The organism is Streptomyces sp. NPDC056987 (assembly GCF_042673865.1).
In the GTDB taxonomy this organism is placed as follows: domain Bacteria; phylum Actinomycetota; class Actinomycetes; order Streptomycetales; family Streptomycetaceae; genus Streptomyces.
Genome location: NZ_JBHURV010000010.1, coordinates 61,822 through 77,225, shown reverse-complemented (window position 1 = coordinate 77,225; position 15,404 = coordinate 61,822). Strand labels below are relative to the sequence as shown.

Annotated in this window: 13 protein-coding genes; 5 read left to right on the top strand and 8 right to left on the bottom strand. The window is 71.4% G+C overall.

Annotation, left to right across the window (positions count from 1 at the left end; genetic code table 11):
- Nucleotides 1–138 precede the first annotated feature (138 nt).
- From ACFTZC_RS14155 to ACFTZC_RS14135, 5 genes are all read right to left on the bottom strand, one after another.
- Nucleotides 139–1,143, bottom strand: a complete 1,005-nt coding sequence (locus ACFTZC_RS14155; RefSeq protein WP_382889286.1) for a TerC/Alx family metal homeostasis membrane protein — start codon at nucleotides 1,141–1,143, stop codon at nucleotides 139–141.
- Nucleotides 1,144–1,418: 275 nt separating this feature from the next.
- Nucleotides 1,419–3,371: a TerD family protein gene (locus ACFTZC_RS14150; RefSeq protein ID WP_382889570.1), complete on the bottom strand. Its 1,953-nt coding sequence runs from the start codon at nucleotides 3,369–3,371 to the stop codon at nucleotides 1,419–1,421.
- A gap of 167 nt (nucleotides 3,372–3,538) precedes the next feature.
- A complete protein-coding gene (locus ACFTZC_RS14145; RefSeq protein WP_365808823.1) occupies nucleotides 3,539–4,105 on the bottom strand; it encodes a TerD family protein in 567 nt (188 codons plus the stop codon).
- Nucleotides 4,106–4,296: 191 nt separating this feature from the next.
- Nucleotides 4,297–6,414: an excinuclease ABC subunit UvrB gene (uvrB, locus tag ACFTZC_RS14140; RefSeq protein ID WP_382889284.1), complete on the bottom strand. Its 2,118-nt coding sequence runs from the start codon at nucleotides 6,412–6,414 to the stop codon at nucleotides 4,297–4,299.
- Between the two features lie 87 nt (nucleotides 6,415–6,501).
- Nucleotides 6,502–7,395, bottom strand: coding sequence for an MHYT domain-containing protein (locus tag ACFTZC_RS14135; RefSeq protein ID WP_382889282.1), 894 nt, complete (start codon nucleotides 7,393–7,395; stop codon nucleotides 6,502–6,504).
- A 300-nt stretch (nucleotides 7,396–7,695) separates the two neighbouring features.
- Here ACFTZC_RS14135 and ACFTZC_RS14130 point away from each other — a divergent pair, with 300 nt between their 5' ends.
- The 4 genes from ACFTZC_RS14130 (at nucleotide 7,696) to ACFTZC_RS14115 (ending at nucleotide 11,304) form a co-directional block, all read left to right on the top strand.
- On the top strand, nucleotides 7,696–8,601 hold the full coding sequence (locus tag ACFTZC_RS14130; protein ID WP_382889280.1) for a glycerophosphodiester phosphodiesterase: 906 nt from the start codon (nucleotides 7,696–7,698) through the stop codon (nucleotides 8,599–8,601).
- A gap of 132 nt (nucleotides 8,602–8,733) precedes the next feature.
- The gene (locus tag ACFTZC_RS14125; RefSeq protein WP_382889278.1) at nucleotides 8,734–9,294 is read left to right on the top strand and encodes a methylated-DNA--[protein]-cysteine S-methyltransferase; all 561 of its coding nucleotides are present in this window, start codon (nucleotides 8,734–8,736) and stop codon (nucleotides 9,292–9,294) included.
- Between the two features lie 103 nt (nucleotides 9,295–9,397).
- On the top strand, nucleotides 9,398–10,366 hold the full coding sequence (locus ACFTZC_RS14120; RefSeq protein ID WP_382889276.1) for a pseudouridine-5'-phosphate glycosidase: 969 nt from the start codon (nucleotides 9,398–9,400) through the stop codon (nucleotides 10,364–10,366).
- Complete coding sequence (locus tag ACFTZC_RS14115) at nucleotides 10,363–11,304, top strand: carbohydrate kinase family protein (RefSeq protein ID WP_382889274.1); 942 nt, start codon at nucleotides 10,363–10,365, stop codon at nucleotides 11,302–11,304. The genes ACFTZC_RS14120 and ACFTZC_RS14115 overlap by 4 nt, the downstream gene beginning before the upstream one ends.
- A gap of 132 nt (nucleotides 11,305–11,436) precedes the next feature.
- Here the strand turns inward: ACFTZC_RS14115 and ACFTZC_RS14110 are convergent, their stop codons facing one another.
- On the bottom strand, nucleotides 11,437–12,078 hold the full coding sequence (locus ACFTZC_RS14110; protein ID WP_382889272.1) for a uridine kinase: 642 nt from the start codon (nucleotides 12,076–12,078) through the stop codon (nucleotides 11,437–11,439).
- A gap of 28 nt (nucleotides 12,079–12,106) precedes the next feature.
- A complete protein-coding gene (locus ACFTZC_RS14105) occupies nucleotides 12,107–12,799 on the bottom strand; it encodes a winged helix-turn-helix transcriptional regulator (protein ID WP_382889270.1) in 693 nt (230 codons plus the stop codon).
- Between the two features lie 81 nt (nucleotides 12,800–12,880).
- On the opposite strand from ACFTZC_RS14105, the gene ACFTZC_RS14100 reads away from it, so the two are divergent.
- Nucleotides 12,881–14,092: a pyridoxal phosphate-dependent aminotransferase gene (locus ACFTZC_RS14100; protein ID WP_382889269.1), complete on the top strand. Its 1,212-nt coding sequence runs from the start codon at nucleotides 12,881–12,883 to the stop codon at nucleotides 14,090–14,092.
- Between the two features lie 551 nt (nucleotides 14,093–14,643).
- Here ACFTZC_RS14100 and ACFTZC_RS14095 read toward each other — a convergent pair.
- Nucleotides 14,644–15,375 carry a hypothetical protein gene (locus tag ACFTZC_RS14095; RefSeq protein WP_365808568.1) on the bottom strand — a complete coding sequence of 244 codons (732 nt, stop codon included), beginning with the start codon at nucleotides 15,373–15,375 and terminating at the stop codon, nucleotides 14,644–14,646.
- Between the last annotated feature and the right edge of the window lie 29 nt (nucleotides 15,376–15,404).

Here is a 15,404-nt window from a genome sequence, read left to right as displayed (position 1 = left end):
GTGTGTTTTGTTTTTTTTTCCCGCCCTGGGGGGGGGGGGCCGGCCCCCTCAACTCCTACCCGCCCTGGGGGGGGGGGGGGGGCGGCCCCCCCCCCCCCCCCCGCTTCCGTGGTGCCGGCGTCCCGCCGGCGCGCGGGCTCAGGCCTCGATGCTGTCCTTGGCCTTGCCGTCGCCGCCCACCGCCTCGGCCGCCTCGCGCTCCGCCTGCTTCTTGGAGGCGATGAGGCTGGTGATCGTGGTGACGATCAGGACACTGCAGATGACGCCCAGCGACACCGGGATGGAGATGACGGGGACATGCACCCCGGCCTCGTGCAGCGCGTGCAGCACGAGCTTCACACCGATGAAGCCGAGGATGACCGACAGGCCGTAGCTGAGGTGCACCAGCTTCTTCAGCAGTCCGCCGATGAGGAAGTAGAGCTGCCGCAGACCCATCAGGGCGAAGGCGTTGGCCGTGAAGACGATGTACGGGTCCTGGGTCAGGCCGAAGATCGCGGGGATGGAGTCCAGCGCGAACAGCACGTCGGTGGTGCCGATGGCGAGCATGACCACCATGAGCGGGGTCAGGATCCGCTTGCCGTTCTCACGGATGAAGAGCTTCGTGCCGTGGTACCTGTCGGCGACGCCGAAGCGCTTCTCGACCGACTTGAGGAGACGGTTCTCCTCCCACTCCTCCTCGTCGTCGTCCGCGCGGGCCTCCTGGACGAGCTTCCAGGCGGTGTAGATCAGGAACGCGCCGAAGATGAAGAAGACCCACGAGAAGCTGGCGATGATCGCGGCGCCCGCCGCGATGAAGATCGCGCGCAGCACCAGCGCTATCAGCACGCCGACGAGCAGCACGCGCTGCTGGAGGTGTGAGGGCACCGAGAACTTCGCCATGATCAGGATGAAGACGAAGAGATTGTCGACACTGAGCGACTTCTCGGTGACGAACCCGGCGAAGAACTCGCCGGAGGCCTGGGCCGAGCCGAAGAACAGCAGGCCGAGGCCGAACAGTGCGGCGAGGGCGATCCAGACGATCGTCCAGATACCGGCTTCCTTCGTCGACACGTCATGGGGCTTGCGCCCGATGAAGAAGTCGACGGCTATCAGGGCGCTGAGACCAAGAATGGTCAGCACCCACAGGGTCGTGGAGACTTCCACTGTTCCTCCGGCTTCGTACGGCTACTGATCAGCGTCGTCGCTGCCGGAGGTCTCTTCCACCCGGGCGGCACTGCCGCTCCACGGGCCGACGCCCCGGGACCGATGGCGGTCCGTATTGACGGGCACGTCGCGATGTGGGAGTACTCCCCTCCGCTGCAAGGAACAGTACAGGAAAGACCAAGGAAAGGTAAAGAACAAGGTAAATGATCTTCAAGTGTGCTGCTCAACACATTCCCCAGGGGTAATGGGTGAGCGCCGTGCTCCAGGGGTAGGGCTCAACGCCCTCCCGTCCGCCGGGACTCCGCGACGCGGTCCAGCACCTGCCGGAGCACCTGGCTGCCGGGCGGGACCACCGGAGGCTCGTACGTCCAGGCGTGGCCGACCCACGGGTCGGCGAGATGGTCGTCGGGCACGGGGCTGATCCGGAGCAGCGAGCGCCAGAGCGGGTCCAGCACCGGTCCGTACGCGCTCGCGTCCTCGCGGTTCGCGACCATCAGCAGATGGACGCCGACCGCCGGTCCCTCGTCGGCGAGGTAGCGGAGCTGGGTCACGGCGCGGTCGTCGAAGCCGTGCGGGAAGTCGTTGACGATCAGGAGCTGCTCTGCGGTGTCCAGGTCCGGCGGCAGCGACTCGGCGGCGCCGCCCCGTAGCGCCATCTGGACGAGGTCCACCCGCTGGGTGAGGCGCGCGAGCACGTCGGACACCCCCGCGGCACCCGCGGCGGGCGGCCGGTCGAGCGCGCCCGACATCGCCAGCGGCGCGAGCGGGACGGCGGCGGAACCGGCCGGGTCGATCACCTGGACGGTGAACTCACCCGGCGGGTAGACCGCGAGAAGCCGGGCGGCGAGGGTGACGGCGGTGTCCACGGCCGCAGCGCGGAGCTGGGCGTCGTCCGTCATCAGGGCGGCGTCGGAACCGGACCGGCCGCTGTCGATCCACAGCCCGCGCTCCAGCGGCAGCCGTACGAGCATCGGGATCCGCAGGTCCGGACGCTCGGGCAGATGGACGTCGCCGAGGCGCAGCGCCATCGGGATCTCCATCGGAACGCGGTAGGCGTGCCAGACGGGGCTGTCCCAGCGGGCGTACGCGGGCGGCAGCGCGGGCTCGACGACCTCGGACTCGGCGGCGAGCTGGGCGAGGTCGCGGTCGAGGACCTCGCGGGCCTGGGCGGCGAGCCGGTCGTGCCGGGCGCGGGCCTCGGCGCGGGCGGCGTCACCGGCGCCGCCGATCCGCTGCCGGGGGTCGGAGAGGGCGCGGTCCAGCTCCTGGTCCAGCCGGGACTCGGCGAAGTCCATGGCGCTGCGGTAGGCGGCGACGGTGCGGGCCAGGTCCTCGAACATGCCCCAGACCTGGTTGTAGAGGCGTTCGTCCATGGACCAGCCCGTGGCGTCCCCGGCGACGGGGCGGGGCGGCTCTCCGGGCGGGGTGGGCGACGCGGCCGGCGGCGGGGTGGGGGGCGCGGCGGTCCTGCGCCCCGGATGCGTGTAGTTGACCGCGCCGCCGGCCCCGCCCGCGCCGGCGCCCGCACCGGGTGCGGCGGATTCCCCTGGGGCGGCGGCCGGCCTGCGGCCCTCGCTCCTGGCCCGTGCGCCGTCCTGCGCGCCGGTCGCACCCGTGGTGCCCGTTGGACCGGTCGTGCCGGTCGTGCCGGTCAGGGGGGCTTGTACGGCACCGGCGAGGTGCCGGGCCACAGCCTCCTGGACACCGGCGGCGAAGCCCGCGGCCTCCGGCAGGCCCTGATCGGCGAAGAGCGCGGCGAGGCCGCCCGCGTACCCCTGGCCGACGGCACGGACCTTCCAGGCGCCCTGGCGGCGGTAGAGCTCCAGGGCGACCACCGCGGACTCGGTGTCCAGGCCGGTGAGGGTGAAGGTCGCGATCTCGGTGCCGTCGGTGGCGGTGACGGCGGCGAAGGGCGCGGCAGTGGCGCCGAACCGGCCGGGGCCGGCGGTCCCCTCGGGCAGCGCGAGCAGCACATGGACGAGATGCACCTGCCCGGGCAGGGCCCCCAGATCGACGTGGAAGCGCAGTGCGGCCGCGGCCTGGCGGGACACCTCGATCCCGGGCAGGCGGGGCGAGCCGGGGTGGACGACCCATTCCGGGCCGGCCACGGCGCCCTGGTCGTCGGCGAGCGTGGCACAGGCCAGCACCGGAGCGCCGGCCGTCACCCGGATCTCCAGTCGGGTGTGGGGCAAGGCGTGGTTCTGCCCCCGGACCAGCTCCGCCGTCATCGCCTCTGTCCCCTCGTCGATCACGCGTCGTTCTTCAGATGTGGGTGTCGCGGGCACCGGGTGGGTGTCGCGGGCATCGCGGGTGCGGCGGCACGGCTCCCGTGCGGCCCGGGCAGGGCCGGGCCGCACGGGAGCCGTGCGTACGCTCGCGGTCCGCCGGCCGGTTCCTACAGGTGCGGCAGGATCGACGGCATCAGGTCCTGGAACGTACGGCCGTTGGCCGGGTTGCCGAGGGCCGTCATCTGCCAGCCGCCGCCCACCCGGTGGACCTTCGCCATGATCTGGGCGGTGTACTGGCCGCCGCCGTCGAGCGTGTAGCGCGCCAGCTCCTGGCCGTTGGTCTCGTCGACGATGCGGCAGAAGGCGTTCTGCACCTCCTGGAACGTCTGCCCGGTGAAGGAGTTCACCGTGAAGACGATCTGGTCGATGTGGACCGGCACCCGCGCCAGATCGACGAGGATCGCCTCGTCGTCGCCGCCCTGTCCCGCGCCGCCGACCAGGTTGTCCCCGGTGTGCCGGACCGAACCGTCGTCGCTGACGAGGTGACGGAAGAAGACCACGTCGACCGGCTGCTTGTCGGCGAAGAGGACCGCCGAGGCGTCCAGATCGATCTCCCGGGTGCGGGAGCCGAACAGACCGCGGCGCGGCGCGGCCTGCCAGCCGAGGCCCATGCGCACCGCGGTCAGCGAGCCGCCGCCCTTCTTCTCCAGGCTGATGGCCTGGCCCTTGGTCAGGTTGACCCCGGGTCCCCCTGGCGCGCCGCCCTTGGATACGTCCACCACGCGCTGTCCCCTCTCGAATGGTTTCCCCCGCAACCGTCCGTGTGCGGTTACGCGTACGCGGCACCCTACGCAGCCGCACGGACGGCGCAGGAGGCTTGGACCGTTTTTGTGTCGGTCTTGCAACACACCAGGTGTCCGGTGTGTCAGGCGAGTCCCGCCTCTCTCATCTGCCGCAATTCCTTCTTCAGTTCGCCGACTTCGTCGCGGAGCCGGGCGGCGATCTCGAACTGCAGCTCGGCCGCGGCCGCCCGCATCCGCTCGGTCATCTCCTCGATGATCGCGGCGAGTTCGGCGGCGGGCCGGTCGGTGACCACCGCGCCGGTCTTGGCGCTCTTCGCCGGCTGCGCGCCGAGGGCGGGCACCGGTGTCCTGGCCTTGCCGTCCTTCGTCTGCCGGTACCCCGTGCCGAGCAGGGCCTCGGTGTCGACCTCCTCGCGCGCGATGGTCGCGACGATGTCGTTGATCTTCTTGCGGAGCGGCTGCGGGTCGATCCCGCGCTCGGTGTTGTACGCGGTCTGCTTCTCCCGGCGGCGGTTGGTCTCGTCGATGGCCTTCTCCATCGCCGGGGTGACCTTGTCCGCGTACATGTGGACCTGTCCCGACACGTTGCGCGCGGCGCGGCCGATGGTCTGGATCAGTGAGGTGCCGGAGCGCAGGAAGCCCTGTTTGTCGGCGTCGAGGATCGCCACCAGGGAGACCTCCGGCAGGTCGAGGCCCTCACGGAGCAGGTTGATCCCGACGAGGACGTCGAACTCCCCGGCGCGCAGCTCGCGCAGCAGCTCGACCCGGCGCAGGGTGTCCACGTCGCTGTGCAGATAGCGCACCTGGATGCCCAGCTCCAGGAAGTAGTCGGTGAGGTCCTCCGCCATCTTCTTGGTGAGGGTGGTCACCAGGACGCGCTCGTCCTTCGCGGTGCGCTCGCGGATCTCGTGCACCAGGTCGTCGATCTGGCCCTCGGTGGGCTTGACGACGACCTCCGGGTCGACGAGTCCGGTGGGGCGGATGATCTGCTCCACGAACCCGTCGGAGCGGGAGAGCTCGTACGTCCCGGGCGTGGCCGAGAGGTAGACGGTCTGGCCGATCCGCTCCTGGAACTCCTCCCACTTCAGCGGCCGGTTGTCGAGGGCGGAGGGCAGCCGGAAGCCGTGGTCGACGAGGGTGCGCTTGCGGGACGCGTCGCCCTCGTACATCGCGCCGATCTGCGGCACGGTGACGTGCGACTCGTCGATGACCAGCAGGAAGTCCTCGGGGAAGTAGTCGAGGAGGGTGTTGGGCGCGGTGCCGGGGGCCCGGTCGTCGAAGTGCATCGAGTAGTTCTCGATGCCGGAGCAGGAGCCGATCTGGCGCATCATCTCGATGTCGTACGTCGTCCGCATCCGCAGGCGCTGGGACTCCAGGAGCTTGCCCTGCTTGTCCAGCTCGGCCAGGCGGGACTCCAGCTCCCGCTCGATGCCGTTGACCGCCTTCTCCATGCGCTCGGGTCCGGCCACGTAGTGGCTGGCCGGGAAGATGTACAGCTCCTGGTCGTCGCTGATGACCTCGCCGGTGAGCGGGTGCAGTGTGGAGAGCGCCTCGATCTCGTCGCCGAACATCTCGATGCGGACGGCCAGCTCCTCGTAGACCGGGAAGATCTCGATGGTGTCGCCGCGGACGCGGAAGGTGCCGCGGGTGAACGCCAGGTCGTTGCGCGTGTACTGGATGTCGACGAAGCGGCGCAGCAGCTGGTCCCGGTCCAGCTCGGCGCCGACCTTCAGCGGCACCATCCGGTCCACGTACTCCTGGGGGGTGCCGAGGCCGTAGATGCAGGAGACCGAGGCGACCACGACCACGTCGCGGCGGGTGAGGAGGGAGTTGGTCGCGGAGTGCCGCAGCCGCTCGACCTCCTCGTTGATCGAGGAGTCCTTCTCGATGTAGGTGTCCGACTGGGGGACGTACGCCTCGGGCTGGTAGTAGTCGTAGTACGAGACGAAGTACTCGACCGCGTTGTTGGGCAGCAGCTCACGGAATTCGTTGGCGAGCTGGGCGGCGAGGGTCTTGTTCGGCGCCATCACCAGGGTGGGGCGCTGAAGCTTCTCGATCATCCAGGCGGTGGTCGCCGACTTTCCCGTGCCGGTCGCGCCGAGCAGGACGACATCCTTCTCCCCCGCGCGCACACGCCGCTCCAGGTCGGCGATGGCCGTGGGCTGGTCGCCGCTGGGCTGGTAGGAGCTGACGACCTCGAAAGGCGCCACCGTACGTTCGATCTTGGAAACGGGCCGCATGAATCCACCGTACGACCCCGCACTGACAGTGGGGTCCCGGGCGGCCCCCGGGCCGGTGGTGGAGCCGTCCGCGCGCCGTGCCCGGGGTCACCAGTCGTGGAGGTCCGGGGCGCCGGGGCGGGAGGCTCTGGCGGCGGTTCTGTCGGCCGGGTCGCGGTAGGCGGGGCGCGGCCGGATGCGCTGCGCGGGCACCCCGGACCGCCCGCATGCGGCGGCCGTGGAGCCCCCGCGCGGCTCCCGGTCGCCGCCGCCCGTCACCAGCAGCGGGTCGACCGCGACCGCCACGCCCGCCAGCAGCAGGAAGACCGCGGGGCCGATCAGCATCGGGATGAGCAGTTCGGTGGCCCGCTCGCCGACCGCGGCGCCGCCGGCCTCCTCCAGGTGGACATGGACGGCGGTCATCGCCGTGTAGTGCATGCCGGTCGACGCGACGCCCATGACCAGACTGGCGGCGAGACTGGCCAGGAACCCCCGGCGCGAGACCACGACCCACAGGGCGGACGTGGCGGCGGCGACGGCGATCAGCACGGAGAGGGCGACCCTGCCGATGTCGTAGTCGATGTTCCCCCCGTCCAGCCGCAGCCCCGCCATGCCGAGGTAGTGCATGGTGGCGATGCCGAGGCCGGTGATGATCCCGCCGGTGACCAGCGCCATCGGTGTCGACGCGCGGTAGCCCACGATGAAGATCCCGACACCGACCATGAGGATGCCCACCACGAGGCTGGCGAAGGTCGTCAGCCTGTCGTAGCCCACCGGAGCCTCGGCGACGACGAACCCCGTCATCGCGATGAAGTGCATGGTCCACACGCCGGAGCCGATCGAGGCGGCGCCGAGCGCCAGCCCGCCGGGCTTCCAGGCACGCCGGGTCCGCAGGCATCTCATGGTGCAGCGCAGGCCCAGCGCCGCGCCGAGGACGGCCATGAGAAAGGCCGCCACGGGTGTGACGAGACCGTAGCTGAATCCGTCGATGGTGCCCTGCATATCGGTTTGCCCTTCGCCCCTTGTGCTCACTGTACGGACGCGCTGGTTACGGGAGAGTAGGACGGTCGGCCCCGGATTCAAACAGCTACTCGGTGATTTATCGACATGACTCGGTCCTGACCGACGGATCCACAACTCCCGGACAGTTCTCCCCCGGCGTGTCTTCACGATGCCACCCCACGCTGTGACTTCATGTTGTGGCCGGCCTTCGCCTGTCCTCCGTTGGCCGAAGGCTGACACCCTCGGGCAGATCGTCATCGCACGCCCCCTCACGACCACCTCACGACGCGAGGAGTCCACGTGTACGCACGCACCTCAGTCACCACGGCCGCGGCCCTGCTCGGGGTCTCGGCGCTGATCCTCCCCGGCACCGCCACGGCCGCCACGGATGCCACCGCCTCCCCCACCACCGCGGACCGGGCGGTACGCTGCGGCAGTCCGCTCGTGATCGCGCACCGCGGCGCCTCCGCCTACGCGCCGGAGAACACCCTCCCGGCCGTCGACGCGGCCGGGGACCTGGGCATCGACTGGGTGGAGAACGACGTCCAGCGGACCAAGGACGGCCGGCTGGTCGTGATCCACGACGACAACCTCCGGCGCACCACGGACGCGGAGCAGGTCTTCCCGGACCGGGCGCCCTGGAAGGTGAAGGACTTCACCGCGGCGGAGATCGCCCGGCTCGACGCGGGAAGCTGGTTCGGCGAGAAGTGGGCGGGCACCCGCGTACCGACCCTGGAGCAGTATCTGCGCGCGGTAGAGGCCAACCAGCAGAAGCTGCTCCTGGAGATCAAGGCCCCCGAGCTGTATCCGGGCATCGAGAAGGAGATCCTCCGAGTGCTGCGCCAGGAAGGGTGGCTGGACCGGGCGCACGTCAGGAACAGGCTGGTGATCCAGAGCTTCGGCGCGGACAGCGTCCGGGCGGTGCACGAGGGCCGGCCCGACATCACGACGGGCTTCCTCGGTACGCCGCCGGTGGCCGAGCTGCCGTCGTACGCGGCGTTCACGGACCAGATCAACCCGACGTACACCTCGCTGACCGAGGAGTACGTGGCGGCGGTGCACCGGCTGAAGGGCCCGCACGGCAAGCCGCTGACCGTGCACACCTGGACGGTGAACGACGCGGCGGGCGCGGTACGGGTCAGGGACCTCGGCGTGGACGGGATCATCACCAACAACCCCGACGTGGTGCGGGACGCGGTCGGCTGAGCCGGGCGGGATCCGCCGGACGGGGTCCGGGCGGGTGCCCGGCCGAGTTGTCGCCGGTGGGACCGGTTTCGCCGGTGGGGCCGGTTTCGCCGGTGGGGCCGGTTGTCAGTGCCGGACCGTACGGTGGGTCCCATGAGCGAGTACGGGCGGTCGGCGTCGTCGGTGGCGGCGGCGGAATGGACCGTCATGGAGAGCGGCATCGGGCCGCTGCTGCTGGCCGCGACGGGCCAGGGGCTGGTGAGCGTCGTCTTCCACGCGGGGCCGGGCGTGCGGGAGCGGGCGCTCGACCGGCTCCGTGACCGGCTGGGCACCGAGCCCGTCGAGTCCGCCTCGGGCCTGCTGGCCGGGGCGATACGCGAGCTGTCCGCGTATTTCGCGGGCGACCTGCGGGAGTTCGGCCTGCCGCTGGACTGGACGCTCTCCTCGGGCTTCAACCGGCAGGTGCTGCGCGAACTAGCGAGGGGCGTTCCGTACGGCACGGTGGTCGGCTACGGCGATCTGGCCCGGCGGGTGGGTCAGCCGGCGGCGGCGCAGGCCGTCGGCGCGGCCATGGGGTCCAACCCGCTGCCGGTGGTCGTGCCCTGCCATCGCGTGGTGGAGAGCGACGGCGGGCTGGGCGGTTTCGGCGGCGGGCTGGAGACGAAGCGCCGGCTGCTGGCCCTGGAGGGGGTGCTTCCCGAGCCGCTGTTCTGAGGCGCCCCGCCGCCCGCGGACGGGGGTGCGTGGTCCGGCCGCCGGGGGCGCCCGTGCGCGTCGGCACGTTTGGGCCGGCCCCACCCGTGCCAGGGATGGGGACATGCCGGACACCGGAACCACCGCATCACAGCTCTCCCCCGAGGTACGGGAGGCGCTGGCCACGGGCCGCCCCGTGGTCGCCCTGGAATCGACGATCATCGCGCACGGTCTGCCGCGCCCCCGTAATCTCGCGGTCGCCGAGGAGCTGGAAGGGCTCGTGCGGTCCGGCGGCGCCGTTCCCGCGACCGTGGCCGTGCTCGACGGCCGGCCCCGTGTCGGCCTGGACAAGGACGAGTTGGCGCGGGTCGCGCGGGACGACTCCGTACGGAAGCTGGGCCATCGCGATCTCGCGCCCGCGATCGCGACGGGCGCGAGCGGCGCGACGACCGTGTCCGCCACGGCGTTCCTCGCCGCGCGCGCCGGGATCCGGGTCTTCGCGACGGGCGGCCTCGGCGGGGTGCACCGCGGCTGGGCAGAGACACAGGACGAGTCCGCCGATCTGCGGCTGCTGGCCAGGACACGGATCACGGTGGTCTGCGCGGGGGTCAAATCGATCCTGGACGTCCCGGCGACGCTCCAGCGGCTGGAGACGCTGGGGGTCCCCCTCCTCGGCTACGGAACGGACCTCTTCCCCGGCTTCTACCTGTCCTCCTCCGGCGAGCCGGTCGACTGGACGGTGCGGACGCCCGAGGAGGTCGCCGCGGTGATGGGCGCGCAGGACGCGCTGGGCGGCCCGGCCGCGGCGATCGTCGTCGCCAACCCCGTACCGGAGGCGGACCAGCTCGATCCCGCGCTGCACGATCGCGTCCTCACGGAGGCGCTCGCCGCGTGCGCGGAGCGGGGCGTCAGCGGTCAGGCCGTCACCCCGTTCCTGCTGGACCTGCTGATGCGGCGGACCGGGGGCGCCTCGCTGGAGGCCAATCTCGCGGCGGTGCGCGGCAACGTCCGGCTCGCGGCCCGGATCGCCGTCGCGGCCGCGCGGAAGAACGGCGCGTGGGCGGAAGGCGCACGAACGGAAGGCGCCGGGTGACGGGCCGTCACGGCCGACCGGGCGGCGGGCTGCTGGTGATCGGGGACGTGGTCACCGACGTGGTGGCGCGGTACGGCACCCCGCTCGCCCACGGCACCGACACCGCCGCCGAGATCCGTACGCTGCCCGGCGGCGCCGGGGCGAACGCCGCCTGCTGGGCGGCGCACTCCGGTTGCACGGATGTCCGGCTGCTGGCCGGCGTGGGCGCGGACGCCCGCGACTGGCACGCGGAACGGCTGCGGCGCGCCGGGGTACGGGCCCGCCTCGTCGTCGACGCGCGGGCGCCGACGGCCATGGTCATCTGCCTGGTCGACGCGTCCGCCGAGCGCACCCTGCTCACCGACAGCGGCGCCGCGCTCCGTCTGCCACCCGCGGAGTGGTCGCCGGAACTGCTCGACGGGGTCGGCCGGCTGCATCTCTCCGGCTATCTCTTCTTCGCCGATACCAGCCGTCCACTGGCTCTCGCCGCTCTGGGCTCGGCGCTGGAACGAGGCGTTCCGGTGAGTGTGGACCCCGCGTCGGCGGGCTTCCTCAAAGAACTCGGGGCGGACCGTTTCCTCGCGGCGGTCGCGGGGGTGGAGACCCTGCTCCCCAACGCGGACGAGGCCCGGCTGCTGACCGGCCTGCCGGATCCGGCGGCCGCCGCGGCCGAGCTGAGCCGACGGGTACCGGTCGCGGTGGTGACCCTGGGCGGCGACGGCGCGCTGGTGGCCGAGCGGGGCGCGGTCACGGCCCGGATCCCGGCGTTCCCGGCACGGGCCCTGGACTCGACGGGCGCCGGGGACGCCTTCACCGGCGCGTTCCTGGCGGCGCGCCTCGACGGATCGGGCCCGGCGCACGCGGCGGAGGCGGGCTGCCGGGCGGGCGCGCGGGCCGTGGAGTTCCCGGGCGGGCGACCGCCGCTGACGGACCGACGGGCTGACGGGCCGACGGGCTGACGGGCCGACGGGCTGACGGGCCGACGGGCTGACGGGCTGACGGCGGGGGGTGTGACGCGGGCTGACGGCGAAACGGGCGGCATGAACAGGCTCCCCGGCTACCCAGCTACGGCGGCTACGCGGGCCACCCGGCTACCCGCCCAGGCCGCCCCACGCCGGGTGGCGCGGATCGTCGGCCCGTACGACCACATCGGCGGTCGCGGCCGGGTCCACCTCCGTCTCGTACCGCTCGAAGGCGGGGAGCGTCCAGCGCTCGCCGGGGTCCGTACGCCGCCCGAGCGCGCCCGGCGACAGCCGCAGATGCACCGTGAGGTCGAACGGGAACCAGTGCCCCAGCAGCAGGGGCCCGTGCAGCACCAGTACCCCGCCCGGGGCGAGTTCGCGGCGCGGGGAGCGGGTCGCCCGGTCCGTGGCCGGGTCCCAGAGGTCGGGCAGGACGCGGCCCGTGCCGCCGGAATCCAGCGGCCCGAGCACCTCGCGCCAGAGAGCGCCGGTGTCGAACCATCCGCTGTAGTACGTGTCGGGGTCCTCGCGCCCGTACTCGTACCGCAGCGACGCCGGGCGCAGGAAACCGCCGGTACCGACGGCCAGCACCGAACGCCCCCGTAGCCGCAGCGCCTCGGCGAGCGCGGCGGCCGGCCGGTCGGGCCGGGCGGCCGGGGCGCCGTCGAAGGCGACCCGCAGCCAGGGCCCGCCGTCGGCCGGCGGGGTCTCCATGACCCGGTCGGCGAGGGCCTCGGTCAGCCGTTCCCAGGTGATCGCTTCGAGTCGCACCGGTCCATCATCGTCCAGCAGCGGGAACTCATCCGCCGCGCAGGACCTTCGCGACCGTCCCCTCCCCCGTCACCTCGATCCGTCCGTCCCGTACCCCGTCCGCGACCGTCAGCGCGCCCGCGCCCAACGCGCGGCAGGTGTCGGCGTCCAGGGTGAGGCAGGCGTCGGGGCGGGGCGCGGGACCGTCGCCGTACACCGGTCGGCCGTCGTCCGGGGCCGCTCCGCCGTTCCCGAGCCGTACGTGGAACACCCCTTCGTCGAGCCGGACTTCCACCACCCTCTCCGCGGCGTCCAGGATCCCCGCCGCGTCGAGCGGCCCCGACAGCGCCCGCAGCAGCGGCACCGCGAACCAGTGTGCCCGTACCGCGTCCGTCGGCAGCCGCTCGTCCAGCGCCGGAGCGCCCCACTCCGCCAGCGCGGCGAGCACCGGCAGCAGCCGCCGTCCACGCTCCGTCAACGCGTAGACGTACGCGGCGGCCGGCGGTGGCAGCCTGCGCCGCGTGGCCAGTTCGTCGCGCTCCATGTCCTTCAGCCGGGACGCGAGCACATCCGTGCTGACGCCGGGCAGATCCGCGTGCAGGTCGGTGTAGCGGCGCGGACCCGCCAGCAGTTCACGGACGATCAGCAGGGTCCATCGGTCGCCCACGGCGTCGAGGGCGCGGGCGGCGGCACAGTACTGGTCATAGCTTCGGCGACGTGGCATGCGACGCAGTCTAGACATGTCGTTGGACTTTCCAAGCTCGCACTTGGTAAAACCAAGTATCGCATTCAAGGTCGAACTCAAGGTCGGGGAGGCCAACGCATGGAATTCCGGCAGTCGAGCAAGCTCAGTGAGGTCTGTTACGAGATCCGCGGCCCGGTGATAGAGCACGCCGACGCGCTGGAGGAGGCGGGCCACAGCGTGCTCCGTCTCAACACCGGCAACCCCGCGCTCTTCGGGTTCGAGGCGCCGGACGAGATCTTGCAGGACATGATCCGGATGCTGCCGCAGGCGCACGGCTACACGGACTCGCGCGGCATCCTCTCCGCACGGCGCGCCGTCGCCCAGCGCTACCAGAACCTCGGGCTGACGGATGTCACGGTCGATGACATCTTCCTCGGCAACGGCGTCTCGGAGCTGGTCTCCATGGCCGTACAGGCGCTGCTGGAGAACGGCGACGAAGTACTGATCCCGGCCCCCGACTTCCCGCTCTGGACCGCCGTCACCACCCTGGCGGGCGGCCGGCCCGTGCACTACCTCTGCGACGAGTCCGCGGAGTGGTACCCGGACCTGGACGACATGGCGTCGAAGATCACCGACCGCACCAAGGCCGTGGTGATCATCAACCCCAACAACCCCACCGGCGCGGTCTATCCGCGCGAGATCGTCGAGGGCATCCTCGATCTCGCCCGCCGCCACCAGCTCATGGTGTTCGCCGACGAGATCTACGACCAGATCGTCTACGACGACGCGGTCCACCACACCGCCGCCTCCCTCGCCCCCGACCTGGTCGTCCTGACCTTCAGCGGGCTCTCGAAGACGTACCGTGTCGCCGGTTTCCGCTCGGGCTGGCTCGTCGTCACCGGCCCGAAGCAGCACGCGCGCAGCTACCTTGAGGGGCTCACGATGCTCGCCTCGATGCGCCTGTGCCCCAACGCGCCCGCCCAGTACGCCATCCAGGCCGCGCTCGGCGGCCGGCAGTCCATCAAGGAGCTGACCGCGCCGGGAGGCAGGCTGTACGAACAGCGTGAGCGCGCGTGGGAGAAGCTCAACGAGATCCCCGGCGTGTCCTGCGTCCGGCCGAAGGGCGCGCTGTACGCGTTCCCGCGGCTCGACCCCAAGGTGCACAAGATCCACGACGACGAGCGGTTCGTCCTGGACCTGCTGCTGCGCGAGAAGATCCAGGTCGTCCAGGGGACGGGCTTCAACTGGCCGCGTCCCGACCACTTCCGGATCCTCACACTCCCGTACGCCGACGATCTCGACGCGGCCATCAGCCGCATCGGCCGCTTCCTGAGCGGATACCGCCAGTAGACGGATGACCGAAGGAGCGGAGCCGGATGACCGAAGGAGCAAAGCCGAGGACCGGGGGAAAGAAACGGACTCGGGGCCCCGGGAAAAGGAGCGGACCCGGGGGCGTAGCCAACCTCCCGGGCCCTGAGATGCCACCCATCGGGCACGCCGGCACGTTTAAGAACCCAGGTCAGTCATGAAGTCGTCGCGTCCTGCCTTTGGACCACCGCGCATCGAGCTGCGCAGGCCGGACTTGAACCGGCATTTCGACGTCCGGGGCCTGGGCCCGTTCGATCCGGCGATCGGCGGCGAATGCTGAGTCTGGAGCAATAGTCTGAGATTGATCGCGGTCTGCCTCTGCCCGTTGGGCTACCGCGGCCCGTCCATCCGTACGGATGTGCCGCGGGGAGGACTCGAACCTCCACTGGAACCGCGCCGTCACGACAAGCCTCAGTTTCAGCTTGCGCTCCTCGCGCACCCCGGCACACACCGGTACAGGGCTCAAGCCCTGCGCCGACGGCCGGGGAATCATGGGGAACTGCTCTGCTTTACGTGAGCGAGATTACCCGAAACTACCCGAACAGGTAGCCGAATACGGCGTCACCCACTCGCTCGTCGGTGACCTCCGCGCTGTTGGCCTCCTCGCGGGCGAACTTCACCGCCTGCTGGAGTTTCTCGACCCGGTCGAGCAGTTCGTTGACCCGGCGAGCCGGCAGCGCCCCGCTGAATTTCACCGTGGTCCAGTAGCCGACGGGAATGTCCTCGTAGTACACCTCGACCTGAGCCGGGTGCTTCTCCGTGGCCTCGGCCTTCACATGGTTGCGCGGCACCTTCTTCGTACGGAGCGTCCGTACGGCCTCGGTCTTCCACGCGTCCGTGGAGGGGTCCTGGCTCCAGGACTCCGCCGCGTCCAGCACCGGCAGCTTGCGTACGAAGGTGTTGAGGTCGGTGAGCTGCTTCTCCAGGAAGAGCAGGTACGCCACCGGCGCGTCGCTCACCAGCACCCGGCCGTCGACGGTGACATCGGCGCGCGCCGTACAGTTCGCCCAGTCCTTCGTGGCGGTCACGTCGAACAGCCGCGTCAGCGTCTTGGCCGTCTCCCGCAGGACGTCCTCGGCCTTGACCTGGACCCGGGTGGACTCGGGCGGAAGCTGCTCGCCCTCCTCGTCCTTCGCCTGGTAGGTGCGGGAGATCCCGGCCAGCAGCGCCGGCTTCTGGAGACCGTGATGAGCGGCCGTCAGGTCCTGGTGGGCCTTGGACTTCACGCCCTTTTCGACGGCAATTATCTGATTGAGTTTCGCCACGACGCCGACCCTAACAAGCCCGGCCACCC